Raw genomic sequence first — 17,442 nt, 5'->3', positions numbered from 1 at the left:
GGCGTCGGCTAGCTTCCCGGGCCATGAGGGCCATGGGGATGTTGAGACGTGCAGTGATCGCAGCGGTCTGCGGGACGGCGGTGTCGACAGCCGCCACGGCACCCGCCCAGGCCGCACCCGCTCCGACCGCACCCGCCCAGGCCGCTCCGGCCGCGCGCGGCGGCGGCCTGGACAAGGCGGGGCCGCTCTCGTGGCGGGCCACTCCGAGCGGCACCGACGCGCGGCTGCGCGGGCTCGCCGCCGTCAGCCGCACCGCCGCCTGGGCGGCCGGGACAAAGGGGACCGTGCTGCGGACGCTCGACGGCGGACGCCACTGGCGTGATGTCTCGCCGCCCGGCGCGGGCGAGCTGGAGTTCCGGGACATCGAGGCGTTCGACGCCCGCCACGCCGTCGCGCTGTCCATCGGCGAGGGCGCGGCCTCGCGCGTCTTCCGTACGGACGACGGCGGCGCGACCTGGACGGAGAGCTTCCGCAACGCCGACCCCAGGGCCTTCTACGACTGCATGACCTTCTTCGACCGCCGCGACGGCATCGCGCTGAGCGACCCGGTCGACGGCAAGTACCGCGTCCTCGCCACACACGACGGCGGCCGCAACTGGCGCGTCCTGCCCTCGGACGGCATGCCCCCGGCCCGGCCGGGCGAGGCAGCGTTCGCGGCGAGCGGCCAGTGCCTGGTCTCCGCCGGCAGCCGCGACGCGTGGATCGCCACCGGCGGCGCGGCGGCCTCCCGCGTCTTCCACTCCGCCGACCGGGGCCGCACCTGGACGGTCGCCGAGGCCCCCTTGCCCGCGGGCGACCCGGCGCGCGGGGCCTTCGCGCTCGCCTTCCGGGACCGCACGCACGGCATCGCGGTCGGCGGCGACTACCGCGCCGGGCAGCCGTCCCCGAAGGCGGCAGCCGTCAGCCGGGACGCCGGCGCGACCTGGGCGTCCGCCGCACGGCCGCCGGCCGCCTACCGCTCCGGCGTGGCCTGGCTGCCGCACACCCGCACCGTCGCGCTCGCCGTCGGCCCGGCCGGCAGCGACATCACCGTGGACGGCGGACGCACCTGGCACGGGTTCGACTCCGGCTCGTACGACACCGTCGACTGCGCCCCCGACCTCGGCTGCTGGGCGGCCGGGGAACGGGGGCGGATCGGCCGGCTCGCGCTGTCGGCCCGGTAGTCCCCGGTAGTCGCGGAGGCCGTGGCGGGTTACGGCAGCTGCTGCCGGTACGCGTCGAGCGCCGGAGCCGTCTTCGTCATCACGAACTCCGTGATCTCGTACTCGCACACCCCGGCCACCACGAACGGGTCGCTCGCGGTGATCTCCGCCATCTTCCCGCGGTCCTCCCCGACGGCCAGGATGATGCCGCCGTCGCGCGGCTGCTTGCGGCCGGAGGCGATGAAGACACCGGACGCGTAATGCGCGTCGAGCCAGGCAATGTGCTCCTCCAGCGCGGCGTCGATGCGCTCAAGAGGGGCCGTATAGGTCAGTTCCAGTACGAACATGAGGCCACGCTACTGGACCGGCCCGCGGCCCGGCCGACCCCCGTCCGGCCGGGCCGCGGCGCCGAGGACGATCTCCAGAAGGTCTTCCGGCGCCTCGGCCATGACGTCGTGGCCGGTCGGCAGGGTGTGGGTATGCCAGCCGGGTTGGGCGCGCACCCGCCCGTAGAAGCGGATGAAGGGGTTCTGCGGATCCTGCGTGAGCAGCACGTAGTCCCTGCGCCGTGCCTCGTCCGGGGCCGCGGCGAGGCGGACCGGCTGGAGGAACGAGGCGAGCGGGTGCCTGGTGGTCCGCGGGCCGAAGAAGGGCGGCGGAGCGACGGACCAGCCGTCCGCCGCGGCCCCCTCGATGTACCACTGGCGCTGCACCTCGTCGCCGAGGCTCCAGCAGGAGTCCCCGTCGCCCGGTACGAACGCGTCCACGTACATCAGGGCGGCCACCCGGCCGGGAACCCGGTCGGCGGCACCGGATATCACCATTCCCGCGTAACTGTGGCCCACGAGAACGGCGTTGTCGATCTCCTCGTTCCTCAGCAGGGCGACGACGTCCTCGATGTGGGTGTCGAGGTTCACCGAACCGCCCAGCAGATGGCTCCGCTCGCCGAGGCCGGTCAACGTCACCGCGTACGCCTCGTGACCGTGCTCCCGCAGCCGCCGGGCCAGCGGCTGGAACCACCAACCGCCGTGCCAGGCACCGGGGACGAGGACGAATACCGCCATGGCAGGGCCCCCTTCCGTCTTCTCCTCAGCCTGCCTCGGGGCGGTCGAGGATACGCAGCCAGCTGCCGTCCGGCTGACGGCGCGCCACCTGGGCCCGGCCGCCCGTGCCGTCCGCCGCGCGGGTCGAGGTGAGCGCGAGGTCGCCGTTGAACACGGTGGGCATGGACTCCTCCAGGTCGAACCGCGGGCGCGGGGCGAGCAGTCGCTCAAGGGCCGCGCGGATCGCGTCCCGCCCCACGGTCTGCCCGCCGGGCGGGAAGGCGAGCACCGCGTCGGGCTCGTAGAGCGCCGCGACCCCCTCGACATCACCCGCGTTCGCCCGCTCCACGAACATCCGGGCCAGGTCCTCGGGATGGGTGGCGATCTCGCGTGCGGCAGTCATGTGCGTTCCCTTCGCGTCCGGTTTCTCGGGCTCACCGGGCTTGCCGCCCGGCGGGCTGATACGTCAACGGTCGTCCACCGGCAGTCAGAAGTCCAAGAGCTGGATCGTCTGACTACTAGAATCAGCACTTATGGAACTGAGGCAGTTGGAGTACCTCGTGACCGTCGTCGAAGAGGCGAGCTTCACCAAGGCCGCGGCCAAACTGCACGTAGCGCAGCCAGGCGTGAGCGCCCAGGTCAGACAGCTCGAACGAGAGCTGGGCCAGAGCCTGCTGGACCGCTCGGGACGCACGGTGCGTCCGACCGGGGCCGGCGCCGCCGTCCTCCCGTACGCGCGCGCCGCGCTCGCCGCCGTCGCAGGTGCGCGGCACGTCGTCGATGAACTCACCGGGCTGCTGCGCGGCCGCGTCGCCGTCGGCATGGTCACCTCCTGCGCGCCCCTCGGCCTGCCGGACCTGCTCGCCGACTTCCACGAGGACCACCCCGGCGTGGAGATCAACCTTGTCGAGGACAACTCCGACCGGCTGGTCGCCGCGCTCCGCGCCGGCCGCCTCGACACCGCGGTCATCGGGCTCGCCGGACCCACCCCGCAGGGCATCGGGACCGAGACCGTCGCCGACGAGCCGATCGTCGCGGCCGTCGGCCACGGCGATCCCCTCGCCGGGCGGACCGGACTCGCCCTCGACGCCCTGCGGGACCGGGCGCTGATCAGCCTCCCGCGCGGTACGGGCCTGCGGACCTGCCTCGACGAGGCGTGCGCCGCCGCGGGGTTCGCGCCGCGCATCGCCTTCGAGGCGGGCGACCCCAACGTCCTGGCCCAGCTCGCCGGCCGGGGCCTCGGCGTGGCGATCCTGCCCGGCTCCCTCGCCGCCTACCACCGGGCGACGCTGCACACGATCACCTTCACGGGTCCCGAACTGCGCGGCCGGCTGGCCCTGGCCTGGCGGAGCGAGGGCCCCGCCAGCCCGGCGGCCCGAGCCCTGATCGACCGCGCCCGCCGGGCACTGGGCCCGGCGCGGCCCTGACGCACTGTCAGGTGGGTGTCGCGTCAGAGTGCGGGGAGTCTCCACCGGGGATCAGACGCGGCGCGTCTCCACCAGGGGTCAGGTGTGGCGCGTCTCCACCGGGGGTCAGGCGCGGCGCGTCTCCACCAGGGACCAGACACGGCGCAGCTCCACGAGGAATCAGGCGCGGCGCGTCTCCACCAAGAAGCAGCCGAACTCCACCGCCCGTACGTGCACGGCCGCCACCAGCGGGTTCTCGTACAGTTCGGCCAGGCCGCGCTCGATCGTCAGGCCGGCGTCGGCTCCGGCGCTCTCGCCGTCGATGAGGCGGCCGCCCAGGATGGAGCCCTCCGCGGTGTAGGCGCGCAGGACGCGGCGGGTGCCGCGCATGGTGTCGGGGAAGGCGTCGCCCGCCCAGCCCCCGCAGTCGCCGGGGTGGATGAAGACCGGGCCGACCTCGTTGTACGGGCCGGGCTCGGCGGCCGTCTCGTGCGCCCAGCGCCGCAGCGGCGCGTACGACACCAGCGCCAGGCTCTCGCCGGGCTCGCTGCGGCCCAGGCAGCAGCGCAGCGGGTTGCCGCCCTCGCCGTCCTCGGTGACGGGTCGCGGCGCGTTGCCCGCGTCGTCGCGGACGCGGAGCTCCTTGAGGGTGTGCGGGTCGATGGCCCGTATCTCGTACTGATCGCTCATGCCGCCCATGCTGCGTACGGGTTCGCGCGAGCGCCGGCGGATATCGGCCGGAGTCCTGGAGCCTTCGGCGAAGTGCTCGAAGGCGCGCCGACGCCGCACCGAAAACCTTGACAGTAGACCGGCCCTGGGTCAGATTCAGCCTCAGAGGTAGGACGTCCCATGTCCCTGAAATGGCGGTATTACGGAACTCATCCACCACCCCTGAATTCCGCCGCCCCGTATCCCCCACCCCTCCACATCCTCCGATGCCGATGCCGATGCCGATGCCGATGCCGATGCCGATGTCGATGCCGATGCCGATGCCGATCCCCGGTCCTGATTCCGATCCCTCCGAATTTCACCGTCCCCCGAATCCCCGCCCCTCCCCGAATCCCGCTGCTCCATATCCGCCGCCGTTTTCCAACGCCCCCGCCTCCCACCGGAAAGCTGGACCTCGCGATGCGCCTCCCCACCCCCCTGTCCGGCATCGTCCCTCCGCTCTGCACCCCTCTGACCCCGGCCGGCGACATCGACACCGCGTCCCTCGCCGCCCTGGTCGACCGGACCGTCGGCGCCGGAGTGGACGCCGTCTTCGCGCTGGGCTCCAGCGGGGAGACCGCCTATCTGAGCGACGCGCAGCGCCGCACCGCACTCGCCACCGTCGTCGCGGCGGTCGACGGCCGGGTGCCCGTATTGGCCGGGGCCGTCGACATGACCACCGCCCGCGTCATCGACCAGGCCCGCGCCGCGGCCGGCCTCGGCGCGGACGGGATCGTCGCCACCGCACCCTTCTTCACCCGTACGCACCCCGCCGAGATCTCCGGCCACTTCCGACGCCTCCGTGACAGCGTCGACCTGCCGCTCTTCGCCTACGACAACCCCGCCGCCGTGCACACCAAACTCACCGCCGCGACGCTCCTGCCGCTCGCCGAGGACTCCACCCTCGCCGGTCTGAAGGACAGCAGCGGTGACGACGGGGCGCTGCGCCGCTTCCTCGTCGAGGCGGGCCGCCGAGGTCTGCGCGGCCGCTTCTCCGTCCTCACGGGCTCCGAAACCACCGTCGACGGGGCCCTGTTGGCGGGCGCCGACGGGGCCGTACCGGGGCTGGGCAACGTCGATCCGGCCGGTTACGTACGGCTCTACCGGCAGGCCCGCGCCGGCCGGTGGAGCGAGGCCGCCGCCGAACAGGACCGGCTCACCGCCCTGTTCGCCATCACCGACGCGGGCGATCCGGCGCTGATGGGCGGCAGCTCCGCCGGGCTCGGCGCGTTCAAGGCCGCGTTGCATCTGCTCGGCGTCATCGACTGCCCGCTCACCGCCGCGCCGCAGATCCCGCTGCCGGCCTCCGCCGTCAAGTCCGTGCGCCAACTCCTCGACGAGGGCGGCCTGTCGTGAGGGCGCGGCCCTGGTACCGCGAGGTGTCCGGGGCCCAGTGGAAGTCCCTGGCCGCGGCCTGGACGGGCTATCTGCTCGACGGGTTCGACTTCGTCCTGATCACCCTCGTGCTCACCGAGATCGCCGACGAGTTCGGGCTCTCCGGCGTCGAGGCCGCGAGCCTCGTCTCCGGGGCCTTCATCACCCGCTGGCTCGGCGGGGCGCTGCTCGGTGCGCTGGGCGACCGCTACGGACGAAAACCCGCCATGATCGCCAGCATTCTGCTCTACTCCCTCGGCACCTTCGCCTGCGGCTTCGCGTGGGGGTACAGCAGCCTGTTCATGGCGCGGCTGCTGATCGGGATGGGCATGGCGGGGGAGTACAGCGCCTCCGCCACGTACGTCCTGGAAAGCTGGCCCGTCCGGCTGCGCCACCGCGCCTCCGGCTTTCTGATCTCCGGCTTCTCGGCGGGCTCGGTGCTGGCCGCCGAGCTGTACCAGTGGGTGGTGCCGAACTGGGGCTGGCGCTGGATGTTCTGGATCGGCGTGCTGCCGGTGTTCCTCGCGCTCTGGCTGCGGCGCGCGCTGCCGGAGGCCGCGGAGTGGCACGCGCGGGTGGGGGAGCGGGCGGCGGCGGGTGCGGCGCGGCCCAATCCGTTCGGCGCGCTGTTCACCGGCCGCCGCCGCACCGCGCTCAACCTCGCGTTGACGGCCGCCGCCGGGGGATCGCTGTTCTGCGTCTTCACGCCCGTCGGCGCGGGGCTGGTGCCCTGGCTGGCGGTGGTCGCGGCCGGTTCCCTGCTGGCCTTCGGCGCGCAGCTCGGCGGCCGTCGGCGCTGGATTCTGTACGTGTCTTTGATGATCACTGTGTTCTGCGCCTTCCTCTACAGCTGGCCCATCCAGGCGCTGCTGCCGACCTACTTGAAGACGGAACTGGGCTACCGGCCCGGGCAGGTCGCCGACGTGATGTTCTATGCCGGTTTCGGCACGATGGCCGGGTGTGTCCTCGCGGGCTTCGTCGGGGACTGGATCGGCACCCGGCGCGCGTACGCCTGCACGCTGCTCGCCTCGCTGGTCTTCGTCTTCCCCGTCTTCGCGGTGCGGGGCAGCCTGGTGGGGCTCGGGGTGCTGCTGTTCTGCCTGCTGGCGCTGAGTCAGGGCATCTCCGGGATTCTGCCGAAGTACATCGCGGGACACTTCCCGACCGAGAGCCGGGCCGCGTCGCTCGGCTTCGTCTACAACACGGGCGCGCTGGGCGGCGCGGTCGCGCCGGTGCTCGGCGCTCGGCTGGCGCAGGGCATGGAACTGGGCCGGGCGCTCGCCGTGCTCACCTTCGGGCTGACCCTAGTGGTGATCGTGCTGGTCGGCTTCGGGGTGCCGAGCCGGCTGGCCCGGCTCACGGACCGGGCGGGCGGCCAGGACCACCTGGTGCCCGACGCGCCGCGGGCTCCGGCGGGCGGCGGGCTGGAGCCGGACGCGGGCTGACGGGGCGTTCGCCGGGCTGACCAGGCAGGTGTCGCGGGAGTCGGCCAAGGCCGCAACCGGCGGCGGGATTTCGCCGTACGCGCGGTGGCCGGGGCTTGTGGAAAGTGGAACGCGTTCTTAACATCGCAAGTGTTACAGCAGTTGTGTCATATGGCTGGGGGCTGGATGACAGCGACACACAGCGGCCCGTTCGCCGGTCCGCTCGCCGGAGTGCGAGTGGTCGAGCTCGCCGGAATCGGGCCGGGCCCGTTCGCCGCCATGCTCCTCGCCGACCTCGGCGCCGACGTCGTGCGCGTCGACCGCCCCGACGGCGCCGGCCTGGCCATCGACCCGGCGTACGACATCACCAACCGCAACAAGCGCTCCGTGATCCTCGACCTCAAGACGGCGGCCGGCGTCCGGGCCGCCCTCGAACTCGCCGAGCGCGCCGACGTGTTCATCGAGGGCTACCGGCCAGGCGTCGCCGAACGGCTCGGCGTCGGCCCCCAGGACTGCCTCGCCCGCAACCCCCGGCTCGTCTACGGCCGGATGACCGGCTGGGGCCAGCAGGGCCCCCTCTCCGAAACCGCCGGACACGACATCGGCTATATCGCCATCACCGGCGCCCTCGGCATGATCGGCCCCGCCGACGGCCCCCCGGCCGTCCCCGCCAACCTCGTCGGGGACTACGCGGGCGGCTCCCTCTACCTCGTCATCGGCGTGCTCGCGGCCCTCCAGCACGCCCGCACCACCGGGGAGGGCCAGGTCGTCGACGCCGCCATCGTCGACGGCACCGCGCACCTCACCGCGATGATCCACGGCATGCTGGCGGCCGGCGGCTGGCAGGACCGACGCGGCGCCAACCTGCTGGACGGGGGAGCGCCGTTCTACGGCACGTACGAGACCGCCGACGGCGGATACATGGCGGTCGGCGCGCTGGAGAAGCGCTTCTACGCCGAGTTCACGGAGCTCCTCGGCATCGCCGACCAGGCGCCCGCCCGCGACGACCCCGCCCGCTGGGCCGAGCTGCGCACCGCCGTCGCCGACCGGTTCAGAGCCCGTACGCGCGCGGAGTGGACCGCCGTGTTCGCCGGCTCGGACGCGTGCGTCGCCCCGGTGCTCTCGCTGCGCGAGGCCCCCGCCCACCCGCACCTCGCGGCCCGCGGCACCTTCGTGGACCACGGCGGCATCACCCAGCCCGCGCCCGCCCCGCGCTTCTCGGCCACGCCCGGCGCCGTACGCAGGCCGCCGTCCCGGCCCGGCGCGGACACCGCCGACGTGGCGCGCGACTGGGACCTGCCGGACCTCGACCGGCCTTGAACGACTGGGGGAGGGTGAGCACCGACGGCCGGATTCAGACGATCGACGGCGGCACCACCGGGACCATGACGGCGGCACCACCGGGACCGTGAAGGACACCGTCGGCCGGTCCCCGTCCGTCCGAGGCTCTCCCGAGCTCTCCCGTCTCCCGAATCCTCTGGAACCCTGAGCCGTCCCGAGCCCCCTGATCCCCATCCCTCCCGAAAGGCCCGAGACCTTGAGCACCGAAGCGTACGTATACGACGCGATCCGCACCCCGCGCGGCCGCGGCAAGGCCAATGGCGCGCTGCACGGCACCAAGCCCATCGACCTCGTCGTCGGCCTCATCCACGAGCTGCGCCGCCGCTTCCCCGGCCTCGACCCGGCCGCCGTCGACGACATCGTGCTCGGCGTCGTCAGCCCGGTCGGCGACCAGGGGTCCGACATCGCCCGGATCGCCGCCGTCGCCGCCGGGCTGCCCGACACCGTCGCGGGCGTACAGGAGAACCGCTTCTGTGCCTCCGGGCTCGAAGCCGTCAACATGGCTGCCGCCAAGGTCCGTTCCGGCTGGGAGGACCTGGTGCTGGCGGGCGGCGTCGAGTCGATGTCCCGGGTCCCGATGGCCTCCGACGGCGGTGCCTGGTTCGCGGACCCCATGACCGGCTTCGCGACGGACTTCGTGCCGCAGGGCATCGGCGCCGACCTCATCGCCACCGTCGGGGGGTTCTCCCGGCGCGACGTCGACTCCTTCGCCGCGCTGTCCCAGGAACGTGCCGCGGCGGCCTGGAAGGACGGCAGGTTCGACCGCTCCGTCGTGCCCGTACGGGACCGCAACGGCCTCCTCGTCCTCGACCGCGACGAACACATCCGGCCGGGCACCACCGCCGAGTCGCTGGCCGCGCTCAAGCCGTCCTTCGCGGCGATCGGCGACGCGGGCGGCTTCGACGCCGTAGCGCTCCAGAAGTACCACTGGGTCGAGCGGATCGACCACGTCCACCACGCGGGCAACTCCTCCGGCATCGTGGACGGCGCGGCCCTCGTCGCCATCGGCAACCGCGAGGTCGGCGAGCGGTACGGGCTCGCGCCCCGCGCCCGTATCGTCTCCGCGGCCGTCTCCGGCTCCGAGCCCACCATCATGCTCACCGGCCCCGCGCCCGCCACCCGCAAGGCCCTCGCCAAGGCGGGCCTGACCATCGACGACATCGACCTCGTCGAGATCAACGAAGCCTTCGCGGCCGTGGTGCTGCGCTTCGCGCGCGAGATGGAGCTGCCGCTCGACAAGATCAACGTCAACGGCGGCGCGATCGCCATGGGCCACCCGCTCGGCGCGACCGGCGCGATGATCCTCGGCACGCTCGTCGACGAGCTGGAACGGCAGGACAAGCGGTACGGCCTCATCACGCTCTGCGTCGGCGGCGGCATGGGCGTCGCCACCGTCATCGAGCGCCTGTGAGCGCCGGCGCCCGGCCCCCGGCACGGCGCTGACCGCCGCCCGCCCCCCCCGAACCTCATACGGAGACCGTGACATGAGCCAGAGCAGCACCATCCGCTGGGAGCAGGACGGCGACGGCGTCGTCACCCTGACCCTCGACGACCCCGCGCAGTCCGCCAACACCATGAACGCGGCGTTCCAGGCGTCCCTGCACGCCGTCGCCGACCGGCTGGAGGCCGAGCGGGAGACCGTGCGCGGCGTCGTCTTCACCTCCGCCAAGAAGACCTTCTTCGCCGGCGGCGACCTGCACGACCTCATCGCCATCACGCCCGACGAGGCGCAGCGGGCGTTCGACACGAGCATGGGCATCAAGCACGACCTGCGCCGCATCGAGACCCTCGGCGTCCCCGTCGTCGCCGCCATCAACGGGGCGGCCCTCGGCGGCGGTTACGAGATCGCGCTCGCCTGCCACCACCGCGTCGCCCTCGACGCGCCCGGCTCCAAGATCGGCCTGCCCGAGGTCACCCTCGGGCTGCTCCCCGCCGGCGGCGGCGTCACCCGCACGGTACGGCTCCTCGGCATCGCCGACGCGCTCCTCAAGGTGCTCCTCCAGGGCACGCAGTACACGCCCAGGCGCGCGCTGGACGCCGGGCTGATCCACGAACTGGCGGCCACCCCCGAGGAACTGCTCGCCAAAGCCCGCGACTTCATCGCCGCCCACCCCGACTCCCAGCAGCCCTGGGACGTCAAGGGCTACAAGATCCCCGGCGGCACCCCGGCGAACCCGCGCTTCGCCGCCAACCTCCCGGCGTTCCCCGCCAACCTGCGCAAGCAGACCGGCGGCGCGCCCTACCCGGCCCCGCGCAACATCCTCGCCGCCGCCGTCGAGGGCTCCCAGGTCGACTTCGAGACCGCGCAGACCATCGAGGGCCGCTACTTCGTGGACCTGGTCACCGGCCAGACCGCCAAGAACATGATCCAGGCGTTCTTCTTCGACCTCCAGGCCGTCAACTCCGGCGCCAGCCGCCCGGCCGGACCGGCACCGCGCACCGTCCGCAAGGTCGCCGTGCTGGGCGCCGGGATGATGGGCGCGGGCATCGCCTACTCCTGCGCCCGCGCCGGCATCGAGGTCGTACTGAAGGACGTCACCCCCGAGGCCGCCGCCAAGGGCAAGGCGTACTCCGAGAAGCTGCTCGCCAAGGCGCTCTCCCGCGGCCGTACGACCGAGGCGAAGCGCGACGCGCTCCTCGCCCGCATCACCCCGACCGCCGACCCGCAGGCCCTCGCCGGGTGCGACGCCGTCATCGAGGCCGTCTTCGAGGACGCCGCCCTCAAGCACAAGGTCTTCCAGGAGATCCAGCACATTGTCGAGCCCGACGCGCTGCTGTGCTCCAACACCTCCACGCTGCCCATCACCGACCTCGCCGAGGGCGTCGAGCGGCAGCGCGACTTCATCGGACTGCACTTCTTCTCGCCCGTCGACAAGATGCCGCTCGTCGAGATCATCAAGGGCGGCCGGACCGGGGACGAGGCGCTGGCACGCGCCTTCGACCTGGTACGCCAGATCCGCAAGACGCCGATCGTCGTGGGCGACTCGCGCGGCTTCTTCACCTCGCGCGTCATCGGCCAGTTCATCAACGAGGGCGTCGCGATGATCGGCGAAGGCGCCGACCCCGCCTCGGTGGAACAGGCCGCCGCCCAGGCCGGCTACCCGGCGAAGGTCCTCTCCCTGATGGACGAGCTGACCCTCACCCTGCCCCGCAAGATCCGCGACGCGACCCGGCAGGCGGTGGAGGAGGCGGGCGGCGCCTGGACCGAGCACCCCGCCGACGCCGTCATCGACCGGATGGTGGACGAGTTCGGCCGGCCCGGACGGAGCGGCGGCGCGGGCTTCTACGACTACGCCGACGGCAGGCGCACGGGCCTCTGGCCCGGCCTGCGCGAACACTTCGCCCGCCCCGGCGCGGCCCCGATCCCCTTCGAGGACATGAAGGAGCGGATGCTGTTCTCCGAAGCACTCGACTCCGTCCGCTGCCTGGAGGAGAACGTCCTGACCTCGGTCGCCGACGCCAACATCGGCTCCATCCTCGGAATCGGCTTCCCCGGCTGGACCGGCGGCGTACTCCAGTACATCAACGGCTACGAGGGCGGCCTCCCCGGCTTCGTAGCCCGCGCCCGCGAACTCCAGGAGACGTACGGGGCCCGCTTCGCCCCGCCGGCCCTGCTGCTCGCGAAGGCGGAGGCGGGGGAGCGGTTCACGGACGAGTAGCGCGGCCCGCCCGCGTCCACCGGCGGGCCGTCGAAGCGCCACGGATAGCCTGCGCGCATGCAGCGGATCCAGCGAGCCGCCGGGACGGTCATCGGCTCAGCGGTGGGCGACGCCCTCGGCGGCCCCTTCGAATTCGGCCCCCGAGGAGCGTTCTCCGCACGGTTTCCCGTGCCCGGCGCCGGCGACGAGATGAGCGGTGGCGGCGGCTGGGACCCGGGCGAGGCCACCGACGACACGCAGATGGCCGTCCTGGTCGCGGAGTCACTGCTGGAGCGGGGCGGGCTGGACCTGCCGGACATCTTCACCCGCTTCCAGCGGTGGGCGGCGTCCGAACCGAAGGACATCGGCCTGCAGACCGAGGACGTCCTGACCAACGGAGAGCCCTGGGACCTCGCGGCCGCCGCCCATTTCCGGGTCAACCGGCGAGCGGCGGGGAACGGCTCTCTGATGCGGGCCTCGACCGCCGCGGTCCACTTCGCGACGGCCGGCCGAGAGGCCACCATGGAAGCGGCCCGCCGCATCGCCGCCCTCACCCACGGCGACCGCGCGGCCTGGGAAGGAACCGCCGTCTTCCACGAACTCATCCGCGTCGCGCTCGACGGCGCCGACCCCCTCACCGCGCTCCCGGACGCCCTGGCTCTCGTTCACCCCGACCACCGCGAGCACTACGCCTCGAACCTCGCTCCCGACTGGCACCCCGACGACGCGACCGAGTTCAACGGCGCGGTCTGGCCTTGCCTGGGCTCGGCCGTCTGGGCTCTGCGCACCACCGGCACTTTCGAGGACGCGATACGCGCGGCGATCGACCTCGGCGGCGACACGGACACCGTCGCCGCGGTGACCGGAGGTCTGGCGGGGGCGTACTACGGACTGGACGCTGTCCCCGCACGCTGGACCCGGCAGCTGCACGTCCCCCTCCCGGGGTTCGGGGGGCGGGTGCTGCACCTGCCGGATCTGCTCGGCCTCGCCCACCGTCTCGGGGGCTGAACCGGCTCCTCGGGTCAACGCCGGCATGCCGCATGGTTCACGCGGGCTGTGGTCGGGCCCGGCGGCGTGCCATGAGGAGTTTCACGCAGGGTTTCTCCACGTAGGCGTGGAGGAGGACGGCGCTTACGAAGGAGATCGCCATGACCAGGGCGCCCTGGGCGAATGGTGACAGGGGGTGGGGGGCCAGGAAGTAGTTGAGGCCGAATATAACCATTTCGTGAGTGAGGTAGAAGGCGAAGGAAACCTCCCCCAGGTACACCAGGACGGGGTGGCGGAGGAGGGACCGTTTTCCCCTGACGTCGTTGCGGGCCAATGCGGCTATAAGGAAGGTGTAAGGAATCACGGTGCACGCGTTCCAATGGAATACGTAGGGAACGGCGAGCGACAGTACGAAGACGGCTATGCCGGAGAGTACGAGGCTGACGACCGTTCCGGGGCCGCGCCAGTGACCGCCCTTGACGAGGAGTGCGAGGACGATGCCGATCGCGAACTCGACCAGGCGCACGGGCGGCAGCATGTAGATGAGGTACTTCGAGTTCCAGCCCGTCGCGCCTTCCAGGAAGTTCGTCAGGAACGGGAACAGTATGACGGCGAGGTTGCCGGCGATCAGCGTGGTCCACAGGCCGCGGACGGAGAGGCGGCGGAGCAGCGGGACCAGGAACGGGAAGCAGAAGTAGAAGAAGAACTCGCAGCTCAGTGACCAGGAGACGCCGTTGAAGCCGAACCACCAGTCAGCGCGGTTCGGTATCCACGCCTGGGTCAGGCTCAGGTTTCCCAGGGCGATGGACGAGATCAGCGGCTTCCCCTCCCATACCAGCAGCAGCGCGGCCACGAGGAACGTCACGGCATGGCTGGGGTAGATGCGGGCGAACCGGCGTCTCCAGAAGCTGCCTGGTCTGTCGCCGATCCGTGCCGACCAGACCAGTACGAATCCGGACAGAATGAAGAACAGTGAGACCGCGGAAGGACCGCCCAGCGTGATCTTCTTCAGTATCTCGGCGCGGTGCGCCGAGGTGGTGTAACCCGACTCGTGGGCGAAGTGGTAGCAGAAGATGAGCAGCGCGGCGTACCAGCGCAGCCCCGTGAGCGAATCCAGTCGCGTCTGCACGACCGCCTGCGTGACGGGTCTGCTCGGAGCGGTGTCGGTTATCGGGGTCATCGGTGGTCCAGGGGGAAGGGAGGAACGCGAGCGGGCCGTTCCTCCGCGCTGCTGTGGCGACAGAGGTGGAGCGAGAGGGAAGCAGGCGGTCATCAGCCGGCGCTGAAGAGGACGGGTGTACCGGCCGTCGCGTCACAGGTCCGCGCCCACTTGTTGCGGGAGCGCTCCCGTGGCGCCGTCGGTCGCGGCCGATTCGCCGAAGCCGGAGTCGATGCCGCGCGTCAGGAGAACTCGGCGGCCCGCAGGTGGGGATGGGGACGGTATCCGGCTTCGGCCGGGGGTGCGCCGAGGTTTGTGACGCGAATGCCGCGCGCGCGGCGTATCGACGGAAGTTCCTTCCTGATGGCATGCGGACACGGCGAGATCCGCGTGCTGTCTGCAGAATAGTGCGCAACACGTGAAGGAATCTACATCGCGCATCCGCAATTAACCGAATGACGCCCTATTTAAAGACTCGGCAAAGGGTTTTCCATGCGTGCAACCTCCACGTCATTTCCATACGTAGGGCCGCGAAGTCGCCGACCAGGAATGGGGATTTCCCGTTGCCGTATTGACCGTCCGCTCACTCCTCCGCGTATGTCGCGCGGAGTTCCTCTTTCAGCGACCTCTGGAAGGCCGTCACCAGCGCCTGGACCACCAGCGGCTGCATATGCGCCGACAGCGACTTCATCGCCGCCACCTGCTCCGCGTCCGGCTCCGGCTCCCGCTCCCGGTACGGGCCCCACACCTCGTCATGGAAGAGCCGCGTCAGCTCGCGCGCCGTCGAGCGGGTGTGCTGGAGCAGGACCGTACGGGCCGCCAGGATCGTCTCCAGGGCGATCGGTACGTCCAGCAGCCGCACCCCGAGGTGCAGCAGCCCCGGATCGACCTGGAAGACGTCCGGTTCCTCGGTCCGCACCAGCACGCTCATCGCCGCGAGGCGGTCCAGGTCCTGCCCGGTCAGCTCACGCCCCACCCGGCGCTCCAGTTGGCGCAGCGTCGCCTTCTCCGCCTGGTCGGGCGCCCAAGTGGCGACCAGCGCCCGGTGGATGGCGAGATCCTGGGCGCTGAGGTCGGGCGGCAGCTGCCGCAGATAGCGCTCGATAGCCGCCAGCGTCATGCCCTGGTGCTGCAACTCCTCGATGAGCGCCAGCCGGGAGAGGTGGTCCGGACCGTAGCGGCCGATGCGGCGGGGGCCGATCTCGGGCGGGGGCAGCAGTCCGCGCGTGCTGTAGAAACGGATGGTGCGGACCGTGACGCCCGCGCGGGCGGCGAGCTCGTCGACGGTGAGGTCGGTCGCGGACTCATGCATGTTGAACAGTATTGCTGTCTCACCAGAGTTGTGAAAGAAGACCTGCGCCGAGAGCGTGCAGGCGGCAGCGGGTGCCGCGGTCATCGTGGCGCCGCCCGGGCTTGAGCCGCCCTTGAGGTTCCGCGCATCCGATTCTCGACATATGCGCGCAAGCCAGTGAGCGTCCCGCCGCAGTGTGATCCAGCACACAGACAGGTGCGCGGCTACAGGGGGAAGGTGTGCCGCTGACCCGCCCCGTGTGACGCGCGGGGCACGGGTGACAGCACGACATCACCTGACCGAAGGCGAGACACCACAGTGCGCACCGAAACCGTCCAGGACGACACGCCACAACCTCCGGACGGGGGAAGTGCGCCCCCGGTCGACGCCGGGGACGCCGGATACAGCAAAGGGCTCAAGCACCGCCATGTGAACATGATCGCGATCGGCGGCGCGATAGGCACCGGCCTCTTCCTCGGCGCCGGCGGCCGGCTCGCCTCCGCCGGACCCGCGCTGGCCATCGCGTACGCCGTCTGCGGCCTGTTCGCCTTCTTCGTCGTGCGCGCCCTGGGCGAAATGGTCGTGCACCGCCCGTCCTCCGGCTCCTTCGTCAGCTACGCCCGTGAATTCCTCGGCGAGAAGGGCGCGTACGTCGCCGGGTGGATGTACTTCCTCAACTGGTCGACCACCGGCATCGCGGACGTCACCGCCATCGCGCTCTACACCCACTACTGGTCCCTGTTCACCAGCATTCCGCAGTGGGTGATGGCCCTCATCGCCCTCGCCGTCGTCCTCGCGGTCAACCTCATCTCGGTGAAGATCTTCGGTGAGCTGGAATTCTGGTTCTCGATCATCAAGGTCGCGGCCCTCGTCGCGTTCATGTGCATCGGCATCTTCCTGCTGGCCACCAGCCACAAGGTCGGCGGACACACCCCGGGCCTCAGCGTCATCAGCGACAACGGCGGCATCTTCCCGGTCGGCCTGCTGCCGGTGGTGGTCGTCCTGCAAGGCGTCGTCTTCGCCTACTCCGCCGTCGAGATGGTCGGCGTCACCGCAGGCGAGACCAATGATCCGAAGCGGATCGTGCCCAAGGCCGTGCGCTCCATCATGTGGCGGGTGGGCGTCTTCTACGTCGGCTCCGTGGTGCTGCTCGCGCTCCTGATGCCGTGGAAGGGGTACTCCGCCAACGAGAGCCCGTTCGTGACCGTCCTGTCCAACGTCGGCGTGCCGGCCGCCGGCGATGTGATGAACCTGGTCGTACTGACCGCGGCGATGTCCAGCCTCAACTCCGGCCTGTACTCCACCGGTCGCATCCTGCGCTCCATGGCGATGTCCGGCTCCGCCCCGAAGTTCACCGGCGTGATGAACCGTCACCAGGTGCCGTACGGCGGGATCCTGCTCACCTCGTGCGTCGGCGTGCTCGGCGTCGGGCTCAACTACTGGCTGCCGAAAGACGCGTTCGAGATCGTCATCAACATCGCCGCGCTCGGCGTCGTCAGCGCCTGGTGCATGATCATGCTGTGCCACCTGGCCTTCGTGCGCCAGGCCCGGCGGGGCCTGCTGGAACGGCCGAAGTTCCGCCTCCCCGGCACGCCGGTCACCGACATCGTCACGATCGCCTTCCTGCTCGGCGTGATCGTGCTCATGTGGTACGACGGCGGCGTCGGCCGGCGCACGGTCATGATCATCCCGATCCTCGCCGCCGGCCTGGTCGCCGGCTGGTTCGCCACCCGCGGCCGGGTCGCCGAGGCGGCCGCCGAGCGCAAGCGCCTGACCGAGAACGGCGGCTGAGGGCTGCACGGCCTCACCGGCCGGGGTGCGGGTGCTGCGCGCCGGGTGCGGGGTGTGGGTGCTGCGCGCCGGGTGCGGTGCCGGGTCGGGTACGGGGCGGTGGGGTCCCTACGGGGCTGCATGATTTACGGGCCCGTG

At 71.7% G+C, this 17,442-nt stretch carries 15 protein-coding genes; 9 read left to right on the top strand and 6 right to left on the bottom strand.

Annotated features, from left to right (window positions below):
- The first annotated feature begins 32 nt into the window (after positions 1 to 32).
- Positions 33 to 1,163, top strand: a complete 1,131-nt coding sequence (locus AB0I22_RS04455; protein ID WP_363129123.1) for an oxidoreductase — start codon at positions 33 to 35, stop codon at positions 1,161 to 1,163.
- 29 nt (positions 1,164 to 1,192) lie between these two features.
- Here the strand turns inward: AB0I22_RS04455 and AB0I22_RS04450 are convergent, their stop codons facing one another.
- From AB0I22_RS04450 to AB0I22_RS04440, 3 genes are read right to left on the bottom strand one after another with little or no spacing between them, the layout of a single operon-like run.
- Positions 1,193 to 1,489: a YciI family protein gene (locus tag AB0I22_RS04450; RefSeq protein WP_363129122.1), complete on the bottom strand. Its 297-nt coding sequence runs from the start codon at positions 1,487 to 1,489 to the stop codon at positions 1,193 to 1,195.
- A gap of 9 nt (positions 1,490 to 1,498) precedes the next feature.
- The gene (locus tag AB0I22_RS04445; protein ID WP_363129121.1) at positions 1,499 to 2,206 is read right to left on the bottom strand and encodes an alpha/beta hydrolase; all 708 of its coding nucleotides are present in this window, start codon (positions 2,204 to 2,206) and stop codon (positions 1,499 to 1,501) included.
- A 25-nt stretch (positions 2,207 to 2,231) separates the two neighbouring features.
- Positions 2,232 to 2,588 (bottom strand): nuclear transport factor 2 family protein, encoded by a 357-nt coding sequence (locus AB0I22_RS04440; protein ID WP_363129120.1) that lies wholly within the window; start codon positions 2,586 to 2,588, stop codon positions 2,232 to 2,234.
- A 130-nt stretch (positions 2,589 to 2,718) separates the two neighbouring features.
- Here AB0I22_RS04440 and AB0I22_RS04435 point away from each other — a divergent pair, with 130 nt between their 5' ends.
- Positions 2,719 to 3,612 carry a LysR family transcriptional regulator gene (locus AB0I22_RS04435; protein WP_363129119.1) on the top strand — a complete coding sequence of 298 codons (894 nt, stop codon included), beginning with the start codon at positions 2,719 to 2,721 and terminating at the stop codon, positions 3,610 to 3,612.
- 159 nt (positions 3,613 to 3,771) lie between these two features.
- Here the strand turns inward: AB0I22_RS04435 and AB0I22_RS04430 are convergent, their stop codons facing one another.
- On the bottom strand, positions 3,772 to 4,281 hold the full coding sequence (locus AB0I22_RS04430) for a DUF1203 domain-containing protein (protein WP_363129118.1): 510 nt from the start codon (positions 4,279 to 4,281) through the stop codon (positions 3,772 to 3,774).
- A gap of 438 nt (positions 4,282 to 4,719) precedes the next feature.
- Here AB0I22_RS04430 and AB0I22_RS04425 point away from each other — a divergent pair, with 438 nt between their 5' ends.
- The 6 genes from AB0I22_RS04425 to AB0I22_RS04400 all read left to right on the top strand — a co-directional run bounded on the left by AB0I22_RS04425 (position 4,720) and on the right by AB0I22_RS04400 (position 13,084).
- Positions 4,720 to 5,655, top strand: a complete 936-nt coding sequence (locus AB0I22_RS04425; RefSeq protein ID WP_363129117.1) for a dihydrodipicolinate synthase family protein — start codon at positions 4,720 to 4,722, stop codon at positions 5,653 to 5,655.
- Positions 5,652 to 7,118 (top strand): sialate:H+ symport family MFS transporter, encoded by a 1,467-nt coding sequence (locus AB0I22_RS04420; RefSeq protein WP_363129116.1) that lies wholly within the window; start codon positions 5,652 to 5,654, stop codon positions 7,116 to 7,118. The genes AB0I22_RS04425 and AB0I22_RS04420 overlap by 4 nt, the downstream gene beginning before the upstream one ends.
- A 165-nt stretch (positions 7,119 to 7,283) precedes the next feature.
- A complete protein-coding gene (locus AB0I22_RS04415; protein WP_363129115.1) occupies positions 7,284 to 8,417 on the top strand; it encodes a CaiB/BaiF CoA-transferase family protein in 1,134 nt (377 codons plus the stop codon).
- A 217-nt stretch (positions 8,418 to 8,634) separates the two neighbouring features.
- The gene (locus tag AB0I22_RS04410; RefSeq protein WP_363129114.1) at positions 8,635 to 9,849 is read left to right on the top strand and encodes an acetyl-CoA C-acetyltransferase; all 1,215 of its coding nucleotides are present in this window, start codon (positions 8,635 to 8,637) and stop codon (positions 9,847 to 9,849) included.
- A 73-nt stretch (positions 9,850 to 9,922) separates the two neighbouring features.
- On the top strand, positions 9,923 to 12,097 hold the full coding sequence (locus tag AB0I22_RS04405; RefSeq protein WP_363129113.1) for a 3-hydroxyacyl-CoA dehydrogenase NAD-binding domain-containing protein: 2,175 nt from the start codon (positions 9,923 to 9,925) through the stop codon (positions 12,095 to 12,097).
- A gap of 57 nt (positions 12,098 to 12,154) precedes the next feature.
- Positions 12,155 to 13,084: an ADP-ribosylglycohydrolase family protein gene (locus AB0I22_RS04400; protein WP_363129112.1), complete on the top strand. Its 930-nt coding sequence runs from the start codon at positions 12,155 to 12,157 to the stop codon at positions 13,082 to 13,084.
- Positions 13,085 to 13,121: 37 nt separating this feature from the next.
- On the opposite strand, the gene AB0I22_RS04395 is transcribed toward AB0I22_RS04400, so the two are convergent.
- Positions 13,122 to 14,243, bottom strand: coding sequence for an acyltransferase (locus AB0I22_RS04395; RefSeq protein WP_363129111.1), 1,122 nt, complete (start codon positions 14,241 to 14,243; stop codon positions 13,122 to 13,124).
- 562 nt (positions 14,244 to 14,805) lie between these two features.
- Positions 14,806 to 15,534, bottom strand: coding sequence for a MerR family transcriptional regulator (locus AB0I22_RS04390; RefSeq protein WP_363129110.1), 729 nt, complete (start codon positions 15,532 to 15,534; stop codon positions 14,806 to 14,808).
- Between the two features lie 297 nt (positions 15,535 to 15,831).
- On the opposite strand from AB0I22_RS04390, the gene AB0I22_RS04385 reads away from it, so the two are divergent.
- Complete coding sequence (locus AB0I22_RS04385; RefSeq protein ID WP_363129109.1) at positions 15,832 to 17,304, top strand: amino acid permease; 1,473 nt, start codon at positions 15,832 to 15,834, stop codon at positions 17,302 to 17,304.
- Positions 17,305 to 17,442 lie beyond the last annotated feature (138 nt).

This window comes from Streptomyces sp. NPDC050610, assembly GCF_040654875.1.
Taxonomy (GTDB): domain Bacteria; phylum Actinomycetota; class Actinomycetes; order Streptomycetales; family Streptomycetaceae; genus Streptomyces.
Note: the sequence above shows the minus strand (reverse complement) of the source record. Positions and strands in the feature narration are given on the sequence as shown.